9 protein-coding genes are annotated in these 13,546 nt (G+C 64.1%); 2 read left to right on the forward strand and 7 right to left on the reverse strand.

Annotated features, from left to right (window positions below):
* Nucleotides 1–28 precede the first annotated feature (28 nt).
* Together WGH93_RS07335 and WGH93_RS07340 are read left to right on the forward strand one after the other, a co-directional pair.
* A complete protein-coding gene (locus WGH93_RS07335) occupies nucleotides 29–928 on the forward strand; it encodes a sulfotransferase (RefSeq protein WP_374764218.1) in 900 nt (299 codons plus the stop codon).
* On the forward strand, nucleotides 928–1,551 hold the full coding sequence (locus WGH93_RS07340; protein WP_374764219.1) for a sulfotransferase family 2 domain-containing protein: 624 nt from the start codon (nucleotides 928–930) through the stop codon (nucleotides 1,549–1,551). The genes WGH93_RS07335 and WGH93_RS07340 overlap by 1 nt, the downstream gene beginning before the upstream one ends.
* Here WGH93_RS07340 and WGH93_RS07345 read toward each other — a convergent pair.
* From WGH93_RS07345 to WGH93_RS07375, 7 genes are read right to left on the reverse strand one after another with little or no spacing between them, the layout of a single operon-like run.
* Nucleotides 1,527–3,341, reverse strand: coding sequence for a glycosyltransferase 61 family protein (locus WGH93_RS07345; RefSeq protein ID WP_374764220.1), 1,815 nt, complete (start codon nucleotides 3,339–3,341; stop codon nucleotides 1,527–1,529). The two genes, WGH93_RS07340 and WGH93_RS07345, sit on opposite strands and share 25 nt — an antisense overlap.
* A complete protein-coding gene (locus WGH93_RS07350) occupies nucleotides 3,334–4,827 on the reverse strand; it encodes a class I SAM-dependent methyltransferase (protein ID WP_374764221.1) in 1,494 nt (497 codons plus the stop codon). The genes WGH93_RS07345 and WGH93_RS07350 overlap by 8 nt, the downstream gene beginning before the upstream one ends.
* 6 nt (nucleotides 4,828–4,833) lie before the next feature.
* Nucleotides 4,834–7,077, reverse strand: a complete 2,244-nt coding sequence (locus WGH93_RS07355) for a methyltransferase domain-containing protein (protein ID WP_374764222.1) — start codon at nucleotides 7,075–7,077, stop codon at nucleotides 4,834–4,836.
* Nucleotides 7,078–7,106: 29 nt separating this feature from the next.
* Nucleotides 7,107–9,017 carry a hypothetical protein gene (locus WGH93_RS07360; RefSeq protein WP_374764223.1) on the reverse strand — a complete coding sequence of 637 codons (1,911 nt, stop codon included), beginning with the start codon at nucleotides 9,015–9,017 and terminating at the stop codon, nucleotides 7,107–7,109.
* Between the two features lie 8 nt (nucleotides 9,018–9,025).
* Complete coding sequence (locus WGH93_RS07365) at nucleotides 9,026–10,174, reverse strand: DegT/DnrJ/EryC1/StrS family aminotransferase (RefSeq protein WP_374764224.1); 1,149 nt, start codon at nucleotides 10,172–10,174, stop codon at nucleotides 9,026–9,028.
* A gap of 36 nt (nucleotides 10,175–10,210) precedes the next feature.
* On the reverse strand, nucleotides 10,211–11,587 hold the full coding sequence (locus WGH93_RS07370) for an HlyD family type I secretion periplasmic adaptor subunit (protein WP_374764225.1): 1,377 nt from the start codon (nucleotides 11,585–11,587) through the stop codon (nucleotides 10,211–10,213).
* Nucleotides 11,584–13,467, reverse strand: a complete 1,884-nt coding sequence (locus tag WGH93_RS07375) for a type I secretion system permease/ATPase (protein WP_374764226.1) — start codon at nucleotides 13,465–13,467, stop codon at nucleotides 11,584–11,586. Before WGH93_RS07375 ends, WGH93_RS07370 begins: the two co-directional genes overlap by 4 nt.
* Nucleotides 13,468–13,546: the final 79 nt, after the last annotated feature.

Consider the following 13,546-nt stretch of genomic DNA (forward strand, 5'->3'; position numbering starts at 1 on the left):
CCCGATCAATCTGGCCTGAAGAGGTAACATGACACGCTTGCAGGACAAGACCTTCATATTCGGCCTGGGCGCCCAGAAGGCCGGCACCACCTGGCTGGCGGACTATCTGTCCACCCATCCGCAGGTGTTCATGTCGCCGATCAAGGAACTGCACTATTTCGACCTGCGCGATGTGCCGGATGTGCGGCCCATTCAGGAAGCCTATTTCCTGAAACGCATGAAGACACTGGCCAGCCAGGTGCCGGATTTCGACCAGATTCGCGCCGGGCGCGGTGCCTGGCGGGGCCTGAACAATTATGTGGAGCGGTTCAACATGCGCTCCACGGATGACTATCTTCGCTTTTTCCACCGGCGCATCGGGGATGAAAAAGTCTTTACGGAGATTTCCCCCGGCTATGCCCTGTTGCCCGCCGCCACCTATCGGGAAGTGTATGAATTGCTGGACGATGTGCGCTTCCTGTTCATCATGCGAGACCCGCTGGACCGATACTGGTCCAATCTGCGCTTCTATCAGGGGCTGCTGACCGGGTTTGACGCCAAGGAACAATATCTGCCCAGCCTGAAAGACCGGGCCATTATGGGCCGCACCGATTATGAAGGCACCATCACCCGGCTGGAACAGGCCGGTATCCCGCGGGGAAAATGTCTGTTCCTGTTTTACGAGACCCTGTTCGAGGAAAGCACCATCGCCCGGCTGTGCCGCTGGATGGGGGTGGACACGCACCAGCCGGACCTGGAAAAGCGCGTGTTCAAAAGCCCGGAAGTGCCGCTGCCGGAAGAGCATCTGGCCACCGCCTATGATCGGCTGCGCCCCGTCTATCACGCCCTGTACAAGCGCACGCGGGGCCGCTTGCCGGTGCACTGGCTGAACCAGATGCGCCGCTTTGGCGACCTGCCCCGGCCACAACAGGCCCAGGAGGCGCGCTGATGCCCGTCATGACCGGCCATGGCCGCCGGGTGCTGTTCGTTCATGTGCCCAAGACCGGCGGCACCTATGTGGAAGACCTGTTCCGCGCCAATGATTTTCAGCTTTCCTTCTGGAAGCCCCGGCGCGACAAACCGGCGGAGATGATCTCACCCCAGCATTATCATGCCCGGCTGCTGGCGGCACTGTTCGACATGACCGCCTTCGACCATGTATTCATGACCGTGCGCGACCCGCTGGACCGGCTGATCAGCGAATATCTGATGCGCGTGCCCGATGGCGACACCCCATTCGAGACCTGGGCGCAGGAAGCGCTGGACAGGTTCGAGAAGGACCCGCGCCATCTGGACAATCACCTGCGCCCGCAGGCGGATTTCGCCATGCGCGGCATCACCGTTATGCGCCAGGAAGCGGGCCTTGGCGAAAACCTGACCCGGCATCTGGAAACCACGCTCGATATTCCCTTTGCCGTGCGCACCGTGCCGCGCCGCCGGGGCCCCGGCAAGGACAGCCACGCCCCTCGGCCCGACCGGGACAACCTGTCAGCGGACCTGCTGGCCCGCGTGGCCACCTTGTATGGCCGGGACTATGCGCTGTTCGGCTATGACCGGCCCGGTTCGTCCTGACCCGATCCGTTCTGATCTGAACCGTTCTGATCTGAGGCGTTCTGATCTGAGGCGTTCCGGGCGCCCGCCTCCGTCGCTCCCGCAGGGCCTGCCCCCTTCAGGCAACGGGCAAGGGCCTGTGCTTCCGGCAGAATGTGAAACCGGTCCCGCAGGCGGCCCAGATCCTTATAGACCACCCCTTCCAGTTCACCGAGCGGCAGGGCGCTTTGCGGCTGCGGCAGGCGCGGTTCCCGCCAGACCAGCGTTTGCCCCACAAGACCGCTGCGGATCGTGGCATATTGCCAGCCGGGCATGTGATCGTGCAGGAAAAGCACCGTCTTGAACCCGTCGGCGGCCCAGGCGAACGGCCCGTCACCCGGTGGGCCGTGACGGCGGAAAGCCGGCGCCGAGGTGGGCTGTGCGGCGGCGGGGGACGGGGGCCAGGTGCCATCCATCAGGATCACCGTACGGGCATGGGATCGGCTGACGGCCCACTGAAAATCCCGCAGGAGAGCCTGAAAACCGGGCCGCCCGGACAGGAAGATCAGGTCATATTCCCCGGCGCCAATCCCGGCGGCGAAGAACTGATCGCTGGTCATGTGGAAGAGGCTCACCCCCTCGCCCTCAGGGGTTACGCGCGGATTGGGGTCCACCAGGTGGCGGGTGGGTATGGTCAGCCCCAGCCCGGTGCGCCCGTCCATGGCGCCGATCTCCAGATAGCGCTCGGCGCCCAGGGCGTCGGCCAGCGTTTGCAGGCGCTTTATGGTGGGTGCATTCACACGGGCGGGCCGGGCCGGGTGCGGCGGCACATCCAGCGCGGCGAGAACCGGCGCTGTGTCGGGCCACACATAATCCGCCTTCCATTGTGGCCGACCATCCACCTGCCGCACCGGCACACCGTGTTCCTGCTGGTTCCAGCCGTAAGCCCGCGCAATGGTGCGGTAATTGGCGCTGATGGTGGGGCCGCGGGCGAACAGGTCCAGCCGCGCTTTCAGGCCCGAAAACAGCATCAGCAGGTGAAAGGCGGACCCTTCCACCCCGGCGATCCGTTCCGCGTCCGCCAGCATGGCAAGCTGATCCGGCACGCTGAGCGTTTCGGGGTGAATAATGGTCCAGCCCGCTTCGCGCAAGCGGTTTTCCAGCGCCTGTTCGTTCAGCAGGCGGGCACCATCCAGCCGGCTGCGGGACAGCCATAACCGCTTGCCCAGCAAAGGCTCTTTCGCGGGCAGCACCGCCATGGCCGCCACATGGTGGGGCGTGCACTTTTCCTGAATGCGATAACCGGGGGTGGCCACCAGCAGCCGGTCCACCCGCGTCGGCGTGCTGATCAGGTGCACGGGATTGTGGACGGCGAGCGCGTCCAGAATCGCCCGCTGCCAGGGAAGAACCTCCCCCGTGCCATGAACGGGCAGCCATACCAGCGGCATGTGCGGATGGGCCCGGATAGTCGCCAGCATGGCCAGGCTTTCCAGCAGGAAATGGCCGAAATGGGGAAACAGATAACCGGCGAACAGCGCCGTGCCGGGCAGATGATCCCGCGCATCGCCCGCACTGTCCGGCGGCGTTATCAGGGCGGTTTCGGTGCCTTCCCGCCGTTTCAGATGCCCGGCGGGGCGGCCTGACGCATCGAAATGCACGGGCCGATAACGGCGCAGCAAGGCGGACGCCGCTACCGGCGCCCCGTCCGCATCCAGCACACCACCCCGCGCGCCCGGCAAAAGCGGCCCCCGTTCCGCCCCCGTAACGGGACAGAGAAGGGCATTTTCGGTCAGGGTATCCGTTACCCCGTTCGGGCCGCCGTCTTCATTCATGGGAATTGTTTCCCCCACCCCGGCGCTGTTCCTGAAAGCGGGTCAAGATGCGATCCAGTTCGCGGGAATGCCGAGGAAAGAAAGCGGCTGATTTCACCAGCCGAACGGTCAGGCTATCCACTGCGCGGGGCGTGCGGGCGATAGTTTCGCCGTCCGCCCCTTCCGCCTTCATGCGCTTTCCCAGATCGCTGAGATTGAAAACAAGACCCTGTTGCCGCAAATGCTGATCCAGCCAGCCAATGGTCCAGCTATCCACACCGAATGGCCGGAAACTGTGTTCATTGAAAACACGCTTCCGCTGCGGCCCGGACCATGCCGCCAGCGATAATTCATGGGGCACGGTAATTTCCATCTCACCGCCATCCGCCAGCAAGTCCCGACACACGGCCATGGTGGCGATCAGATCGGGCACATCCGCCAGCACATCGCCGACCAGAATGCGTCGGAACTGGCCGGGCCGCAATCGACACCGCCCGAAACGGCCCGCATCCACCGTGGCGGGCAGGGTCAGGGCGCCCGGTTCCCCGGCAATATCCGGGGTCTGTCGCATGTCCGGGTGAAGGTTCACACGGTCGAACCGAAACCCCTGCGGCGCGCCGAACGCCAGCGTATCGGGCAAGGGCCAGGGCTTTCCTGCCGCAGCATGTGAAAGCCGCGGCACCAGGCGATCCATGGGCCGCGCGGCAATGACACGGCGCGCCTTCCGGGAAAGAGCGGTACGGGCGGCCTTGTCGTGCACCAGCGCGATTGCCTGATCCGCCAACGCCTCATACGGGGCGCTAGCCAGCCCATCAAGCCAGTCCTCATAACCAGTCAGCCGGGTATGGGGGCTGACTTCCGTAAGCACGGCTATGCCATTGGCCAGCAAAGGCTGAAGCCGCACTACTTCCAGAAGGCCGCTTGGGTAATAGTGCAGGTTCAACACCAGCCGGGTACGCGCCAGAAGGGCTTCCAGGTCGGGCCCATACGCCTTGCGCGCCACCAGATTGAGGTCGCTCTTTTCCAGCGCCGCCAGCACCTTGCGCCGACGCGGATTCGGTGATCCGAAAAAGAGAACATCAATGTCTTTTTCCGCTTCGGCCCGATGCTCGAAACGCCCCCGCAGGGTGGGCGCATCCCCAAGGGGAAGCCATTGCCCAACCGGGCGCCCCACCTTGCGGGCCATGAAATCCAGATTGACCTGCTGATAATCCAGATAGCCAACGCGGGCGAGCGTTTCCAGATAAACGGGGGTGAAGGCACCGGTGTCCCGATTATCCAGTTGCTCGAAATTATAAATTACCACATCGCCCGGCAAGGCCGCCAATTCGGCATCGCTCAGACGGTTGGCATTGAACAGGATATTCAGCGCACCGGGCCGAATGCGATTATAGCCCCACTGCACCGAATGGCCCCCGCGCGCCAGCCCCCAGGCCAGCGCCGCCGCGGAATCGGCGAAAATATTATAAACATTGCGATGGGTAATCTGGCAGAGATTTACATGCATGGCCGATCAACCACGCTCAGGCTCTGTCAGCCGTCCGCAAGGGGTGTCCACCGGGAGCCGATGCCGCCACTTGCGCGCCAGATGCCGGCGGCTTTCATGAAAGGCCGCGGGCAGATTGGCCTGCCGACGATTGCCAATGGTGTTGTGATAAAGCGGCGCATCCACCACGAGAGGCGGGTGCCCCGCCGCCTCGGACGCCAGCGAGATGTCCGCGCCATAGGAATGCCAGCCCAACGCGGGATCGAAACGGAGCCCCGCATCCCGTCGCACCGCCAGCAATACTTCATCCAGTGTGTCCGCCGCCGCGGGAAGCGACGCGTGGCCTGCGAAACAGCCCTGCCCATCCTGAACCCGGCCAATATCGATCCGCCCCCTGGCCCCGGTACGCGCACCGAAAACGCCCGCAACATCAGGTGAGTGGCCCTGCGCTTCCGCCGCCACGATCTGGTCAAGAAACCGGGCAGGCCAGTAAGACGGTAAATAGACATCCTGATGCACCCAGACGACCCAGGGGGTGCGGGCCTTGGCAAGGACGGCATTGAACAACGCCGCCGCGCTGGAAACGCCGTACCGCATAAACACCGGATAGCGGGCGGGTGCGGCATCCAGAAAAGGCGAACGCAGGAAATTATTGCGCAATTGCGCCCGGTCATTGGCGGCCACCACAAAGGTGATCGATGGTTCTTGTGGCTCTTTGGGCGTAATCACAGTCATGCTGCTGTGGCGGTCACGCTCCGCAAAAGGCATTTTGCGGGCCTGAACAAGAAACTGATAAGCGGCCAGATGATGGCCCGCCGTATCGGGCAGCCGCTCCGTGGCAGCCCCGGTTTCAGCAAGAGCGGGTTCAAGCGCGGCGATCAGGCGCGCCAAGCTGCCATCCCGATCCGGCGTATTGGTCTGATCCAGCTTTTCCACCCACAATCCCGCTTCAAGAAATGTCTTTTGCACCGTGGCGTAACTGAACAGGTGACTGTGATCCCGGTCCAGCAGGCCGGAGTCATGATACTGAAAATCCCCGCGCAGCAGATCCCGCACAACGCTGGCATGGGCCACATTGGGAATGGAAGCCAGCACCACGCCATCCGGCTTCAGCAATTGCCAGGCCCATCGCAGGGCCATCACCGGATCGTCTAGATGCTCCAGAACGTCGCCGAAAAGAACACAGTCGAAACTGCCGGGCGTCAGCCTTGGAAAGGACCGGGACAGGTCTGCCCTGACCACGCGGTCAAGCCGCTGGCGAGCAGCCGCGACTGCATCCGGCTCCCGCTCCACGCCGATCACCTCGGCCCCGGTACGCGCCCGCACGGCAGCACCAAGGCGCCCCGCGCCGCACCCCACTTCCAGAACGCGCTGCGCCGATTGGGGAACGCGGTTCAGCAGTTCCGTGTTCAGGCCCGCATAATATGCACGCGCCCCTTCCCCGTCGGCCACGGCCCCATTCCGGCTGGAATTGGCCGGCCAGTGCCAGTAATGCCGGGCCTGCGGAGCAGAACGATCAAACGGCGCATCCTGATGCGGCAGCACCCTCAGGGCAGGCGCCTCAGCGGGAAACCGCACGGCTTCCGGTGTGATTTTCAGGCGGTTGCGATGATACCCTGCCGCCACTTCCTGGGGATCGAACGGGCGCCCCACATATTTGGCGCGCGCATGAGCCTCACTGAGGACCGGATAATGGCGCAGCACCTGTGGTTCATCGAACAGGCGCACCCCGTCCCCACTCACATAATGCCCGCCCCGCCCGGCGACGGAAAGCCCCTGACCGTTGCGCCACAGCCGCATAAGGCGCTTTGGCCTGGGCGCGAAATAATAATAGCGGTCCATACCCGCCACGAAATCCCGGCCCTCGAAAGCCTCATGAGGCCTGGGAAGAAACACGAATTCCTCGAAATTGACCACCGTGGCGCCCGCTGCCTGGGCGCGTGCGGCCAGCGCGGACAGGCTTTCCCCCGCCGCGCGGGAATGTGGAAACTCGTCCGCATCCATGTGCAGCAGCCAATCATGGGACAACCGGTCAGCCACAGCCTGCTTGGCCTTCATCTGCTCGGAAAGAGAAAACACACCCCGCCAGGGCATGGTGCCACGACCGATCACGGGGCGGCCATGAAAGCGCTCAATGATCGCCGGTGTTTCATCGGTGGAGCCGTGATCGATGACGAACGCATCCACCCCCTGCCGCGCCAGATGGGTCAGCGTGGTCGGCAGATAGGCCGCTTCGTTCCGAACACACAGGATCGCGCATAAAGTCCGCATACCGGTACCGTCCCCTTATGCCGCCCGGCTCAGGCGGACACTCCCATCCGCCTGTACCGCTTCAGGCCCCGCACCAGGTCGTCCATGTGCCAGACATGGCGATCCCGTTTCTGCACTTCCTCGTGCAGGTGATAGATGGCGTCCAGCAGGGTGCACATGTCCGTGTTGGGGCTGTCGTCCTGCGGGTAGAAGGCGGATTTGGGGTCGCCGTCCAGTATGTTGCGGCTGATCTGCACGCGCAGGCCGTCATCCGCCACCAGCCGCAGCACCGCATCCCGGTATTCGGCCACGGATCGGGTGGTCAGCCATTCAGGCTGGTCCAGCTTGGCCACCAGGTGGCTGTCGCTGTGGCTGTGCACTTCCGGCCCTTGAAGATTGACGATGGGCAGGCCGAGCGAGGCCGCATCCAGAATGCCATTGGTGGCGCCAAAGGGAAACGACGACAGGAAGATGTCACAGTCCGCCAGTTGGCTCATATAATCCGCATAGGACTTGCGCGGCAGCACGGTGGCATCCAGCATCGTGCCCAGTCGCCGCGACAGGGCCTGATGCAGGGCGCCCACGCTGTTGGGGAAGAATACGAATTCCACCGGGCGGGGGCTGTGGCGGCGCACGCCCTCGCACATGTCGAGAAAGGCGGGAACCACCTTGCGCGACCATGCGGGCACGGCGATCTTCACCACATCCGGCTTGAGCCGCACGGTGGGCTTCACATGGTTGGCGTCGTTGCGATCCAGATGGCGCGCCCTGTCGGGCCGCAGCAGGATGGTTTCATCAATGGTGGCGGGGTCGCCAAGCTGGCTGTCCGCCAGCACCGCATAATCCACATGAGGCGCCTTGGTGGTGGCGGGGTGGCCGAATGTCATCACCTGTATGGGCGCCAGGCGCAGATTGGAAAACACGATGGACGACATGCGCATCCCCACGCTGGGCAGATAGAGGATGTCCGGCGCGTCGTCCGCCACCTTTTTGACCACATCGGCCACGGTGGACAGCCGGAAATCCAGCGGGCGCACCTCATCTGCCAGCGCGCGCATCTCGTCGTCAATGCCTTCCCGCGGCAGATAAAGGATGGTGTGGAACCGTTCCCGCAGGGAAGCGATGGACTGGCCGTAACAGCGGTGCATGGCATGAAAAGAGCTGTACAGCTCCGCCACGATCACGACCGTGGGCCGATCCTTGAGCTGTGCCCGGCGCGCGCTTGCATCCGGCAGGTCGCTGATTTCCTGATCCAGCCAGTTCTGCACCACCGCATTGAAGCAGCGCTTGATATCGTGCTTTTCCGGGCTCAGCGCATAGGAACAGCCCATATAGGCGGGGCCCAGGCTGTTGAGCTGATAGCGGTTGGGCGTATAGTCCAGCCAATGGTCGGATGCGGCCAGCAGCTTGCCGCGCATGGCTTCCGCCCGCGCGTTGAACAGCCCCTGCTCGGACAGGAAAGCCAGCGTCAGCGTGAAACTGACGCCCTTGTTCAGCCGGAACATGGCATTAAGCAGGTCCTGGCTCAGCGCATTGATGGACAGGCCCAGCAGGATGCGCGGCAGCAGCTTGCCCGGCACGCGGCGACGGCCCTGCGCGTCCCGCTCGCTGCCCAGTTCGATCAGATGGCCGGTGCCACGATAGCCGCTCGTCTCGAAAATCTGGACCATGGTGCGCTTGAAACGGCCCAGCAGGTGGAACAACCGCGTGGGCATCCCGTAATCCGGGTCCAGCAACATGCTGGTCAGGCTGCTGGCGATCCGGGTGGCGTGCGCCTCCCCCGCCTCATGCGCCTTGCCCGCATGGGTGCCCAATGTCCAGACCCCGCCTTCCAGCTTTTCCAGCAGAGTCACCAGATGCTCGGCCCCGGCCTCGTAATCGCTGGTGCGCACACTGCGCTCGAAAGCGCGAGAGGTCTCCATGCAGGCTTCAAGAGCCGTTTTTTCGCCAGCCTCCGCCATGAATCAACTCACCCGTCCAACGCATCCTTCAAAGTGGCACAGACACTATCCAGTTCCCCGTCCGAAAGAAAGACATGAAATGGCAGTCCCACAAGGCTTCGGTGCAGACGATCCGCCACTGGCAGATCCCCGCTGACGCGCGCGCAGTCCGCAAAGGCGGGGTGATGGTGCAGGGGCGGCAGATACCATTGCCGTGTCTGAATGCCCGCCGCGGCCAGCGCCGCCATGACGGGCCCGGCCCGTTCGCCCGTGTCCACGGGGAAGGTGGCGGGGCTGATACCTTCGCATAACGGCCCCAACCCCAGGCGATCCGCAAGCCCGGCCCGATCCAGGGCCGCGCGGTAACGGGCCGCCAGCGCCAGGCGTGCCGCGCGCACATCCTGCCAGCGATCCAACTGGGCCAGCCCATAGGCGGCCAGCACCTCGGCCATCTTGGCATTGGTCCCCGGTTCCACGATGACCCCGCGGGAAAAGCCGAAATTGGACTGGCGGCGCACACGATCCGCCAGTGAGGCCGAGCCGGTGACCACCAGCCCGCCTTCCCCCACACCGAACGGCTTGGTGGCATGGAGCGAGAACACCGCCGGCACATCCCCGTGCACCAGTTGCTGGCCAAGGCTTGCCGCCACATCCATCAACACGGGCGCGCCGGTTTCGGCCTGAAAGGCGGCCCAGTCCGCCGTGGGCAGGGGATAGCCGAACGGGGCCACGGGCATGACCGCCGCAATATCCGCGCCGGACAAGGCCTGCCGCGCAATAGTGGGGGTCAGCGCCCAGCACTGCGGGTCCACATCGGCGATCACCGGCACATGCCCGGCCCGGTGCACGGCCAGAAGCGTGGCCGGGAATGTCACGGCGGGCACCAGAATACGGCTGCGCGGCGGCAGATCGGCGGCCAGCACCGCCAGATCCAGCCCCCCGGTGGCGGACGCCACGCTGACCACATGCAGCGGCGCGTCGCCATCCACCCGGCTTGCGGCCAGAAACGCTCCCATGGCCGCTTCGAAGCGGGTGACCAGCGGGCCGAAATTGCTGTACCAGCGGGCCGCGTGCATTTCCGCAAGATAGGGATGCACATCCGCCGCACCGGGCAAGTCCGGTACCAGACACGGAATACGCCAGCTTTGCCCGGTATCGGGATGCGCGCGCGTGGTCATGGCGCCCCCTTCAAGGCCAGTATGATACAGACCCCGCTATTCATTGAAAGCCTGGTCGGTGAACATGCCGATCGGGCCGGACAACACCTGCAAAAATGTTTTCGGTTCGATCTTGATCAACACCGTGCCCATATTGCCCGGCAGCATGTGTTCCGAGGCTTCGGCCTCATTCGGGTCCACTTGAACACGGCCAATGAAATAGCTTTCCTGGCTGCGTTCATCCACCACCGAATCCTTGGACACATAGGTGAGCGTGCCATCCAGCGGCTCCGCCGTGCGGCCACGACCGAACTTCACGGTCACATCCTGACCGGCTTCCACATCCTCAATGGAGCCGGGGCTGATCCGCACCTCCAGTTCCAGCCGGGAATGGGTGGGGAAAATCTCCATCACCGTGTCGCCGGGGCGCAGCACGGCGCCGATGGACTTCTGCTCGATCAGGAAAACCACGCCGTCCACGGGCGAGCGCATGGCGGAGCGGTTCACCCGGTCCTCCAGCCGCTCGATCACATCCGCGGTTTCATTGAGCTGTTTCTGAATTTCGACGGCGACGTTCTCGGCTTCCTTGACCCGCTCCAGCCGCGCCTTTTCCTTTTCGGTGCGCAGGCTGGAAATATTGTTCTCGGCCCGCTCGATCTGAAGGCGGGCTTCCGCAATGCGCGCTTCCAGCGAGGCCAGATTCCGCTCGGTGGCGAACACCTGCGTGCGCCGGATCAGGCCCTTTTCCAGCAGGGACTGAAAATCCGCCAGTTCCCGATTGAACAGATCGGCCTGCTTTTCCAGCGACGTGATCACCGCCTTCTGCCCCTCGATTGTGCCGCGCTCGCCCTTGATCTGGTTTTCGATCAGCTTGACCTGATTTTGCAGCACTTCCTGAAGGGCGCGAAACTCACCGCGCTGACTTTCCAGCGTTTCCTGCACACGCCGCTGGGCCAGCACGTCCTCCGGTATGTCATCGGGGAAGTCGATGGTTTTGGCCCCCATCACCTCGGCGCGGCGCCGGGCGAGCTGAACGCGCAGAATGGCGCGGCGGATGCGGGCGCTGCGCAACTGGCTGGCCGCCTGGGTCACGTCGATCCGGGCGACGGGCTGGCCTTTTTCCACCATGTCGCCCTCCTCCACCAGAAGGGCATCCAGAATACCGCCTTCAAGGTGCTGGACCACGCGGTTGTTGCCCGCCGCCACCACGCGGCCCGGCACCTGAATGGCCCCGCCCACTTCGGCCACGGCGGCCCATACGCCGCCGAACAGGAACACCAGGATGGCAACGATCTTGGCCTTGCGCAGCACGCCGCTGCGGGATGTTTCCACCCCTTCGTGCCAACGCTGCAATTCGGCGGGCTTGAAACTGGTGGGGGCGCCGAGTGTGACCTCCCGGCTGTCCCCCGTTGCGGGCAATGTCTGACTGCTCATGAGCCGGTTTTCCCTTCACCGCCAGGCGTGGCAGATCCCGCCGAGGGGCCGCCGTGGCCCGCGGCACGCGCCGGGGCGGCGCTCGTGGCGGCGTCTGCTTCTGTGGCTTTCCGATCCTGTCCGGGTTGCTGACCCTGCTGGCCCTTTTGAGCCTGCTGGCCCTGTTGGGGTGCCTTTGCGCCCGAAGCGGGCTGTGCCTGCGCCCTGGTGCTGGATACGGCCTGCACCCGATCGCCCTGAAGCACCTCCCGCGTGGGGCCGAATTTGTCCACCTGGCCTTTTTTCAGGATCAGCACCTTGTCCGTATGCTGCAACACGCTGGGCCGCTGGGACACGATAATGCAGGTGATGCCTTCCTGTTTTGCCCGGTGCATGGCGGCATGGAGGATTTCCTCCCCCTGCGAATCCAGTGCGGCGTTGGGTTCGTCCAGCACAAGGATACGGGGGTCGCCATAAAAGGCGCGGGCCAGTGCGATCAACTGGGCCTGACCGCCGGACGGCCAGAATTTGCCAAGCTGGATCGGGGTGTCATACCCTTCCGGCAGGGACAGGATGAAATCATGCACGCCCGCGCGCTGCGCTGCCTTGACGGCCAGTTCCGGCGGGTCTTCCCGGCGCAGGCGGGCAATGTTCTCCCGCACGGTGGCCTCGAAGAAGTCCACCTTCTGCGGCACATAGCCCACATGCCAGCCACGGGTTACCGGGTCCCACACGGAGAGATCCTGCCCATCCAGCTTCACCTGCCCCACGCTTGGTTCCAGATAGCCCACCAGCAGCTTGGCCAGCGTGGACTTGCCCGCGCCATTGGGGCCGATAATGGCAACCGTTTCCCCCGGTTCGGCATTGATGTAAACACCGCGCAGAATGGGCGGCTGACCGGGCTGGGGCACATAGGTGATCCGCGCGGCCTGAAGGTGGCCTTCGGGCCGGGGCAGCGGGGTGGCGTGATCCGGCAGGGACAGTTCGCCCAGCCGGGCGGTCAGGCGCTTGTCCGCCTCCCAGCCCTGCTTCAGGCCCTTCCAGCCGCCCACCAGCATATCGATGGGCTGAAGCGCGCGGCCCCCGATGATGGCGGCGGCGAAAACCACGATGAAATCCGCATTGCCGGACAGCACCAGCAGCGCCCCCACCAGCAGCAGAACGATCTGCAGAATCTGGCGGGCGGACTTGGCGATGCCCTGATGCAGGCCGCCATTGGCCGCCAGCCGCATATTGGCGGTGCTGTTCACTTTCTGGTGCTGCCCCCAATCCTGAACCGACTGGTGAAACAGCCCCTGCGCGCGCACATATTCCTGATTGCGGAAATGCATGGCCATGGCGCGCTGCGCCGCCTGCTGGGCGGCCTGCTGTTCTTCCATGTCGCGGGCGCCCTTGATCTCACCCCAATAGGCCAGCGCCAGCAGAAACAGGCCGCCGATCACCACGGTCAGAGCCAGCAGGGGGTGAATGATCAACAGCACCACCAGAAACATGGGCAGCATGGGAAAGTCGAATATGGCGATAAGGCCGCTGCCGCCCAGCATGTTCTTCAACGCGGTCAAATCCCCCATGGTCTGGGGGTTGGGGTCGTGCTGCCGGTTCAACTCCCCCGCCATGATCACGCCCGCCATGTTGGATTCCAGCCGGGTCGCGGCGCGGGACAGCATGATGGACCGCGCCGCCATCAACAGGCCCATGACGGACAGAATGACAAAAGCAGCGAGGAAAAGCGCCCACAGCGTGCTCATGTTTTCGGACGGCAGCACCACCCGGTAGGTGTTGAACATGAACATGGGCATGGCCAACATGCTGATATTGATGAACAGCGAATAGACGAAAATGATCCGCATCTTCTTTTTGAAGGCGGCCTTTTCAGTCTCGTATGCCTCTAAGGGGGTCATGCACTCTCCCACTTTGTGGATCGACCGGCTGAATGCCGGGCCGCGCCCCCCGGTATGCCGGGGCAAAGGGCGGAACTTC

This window comes from Yunchengibacter salinarum, assembly GCF_037658235.1.
GTDB classification, from domain to species: Bacteria; Pseudomonadota; Alphaproteobacteria; order Sphingomonadales; family Kordiimonadaceae; genus Yunchengibacter; species Yunchengibacter salinarum.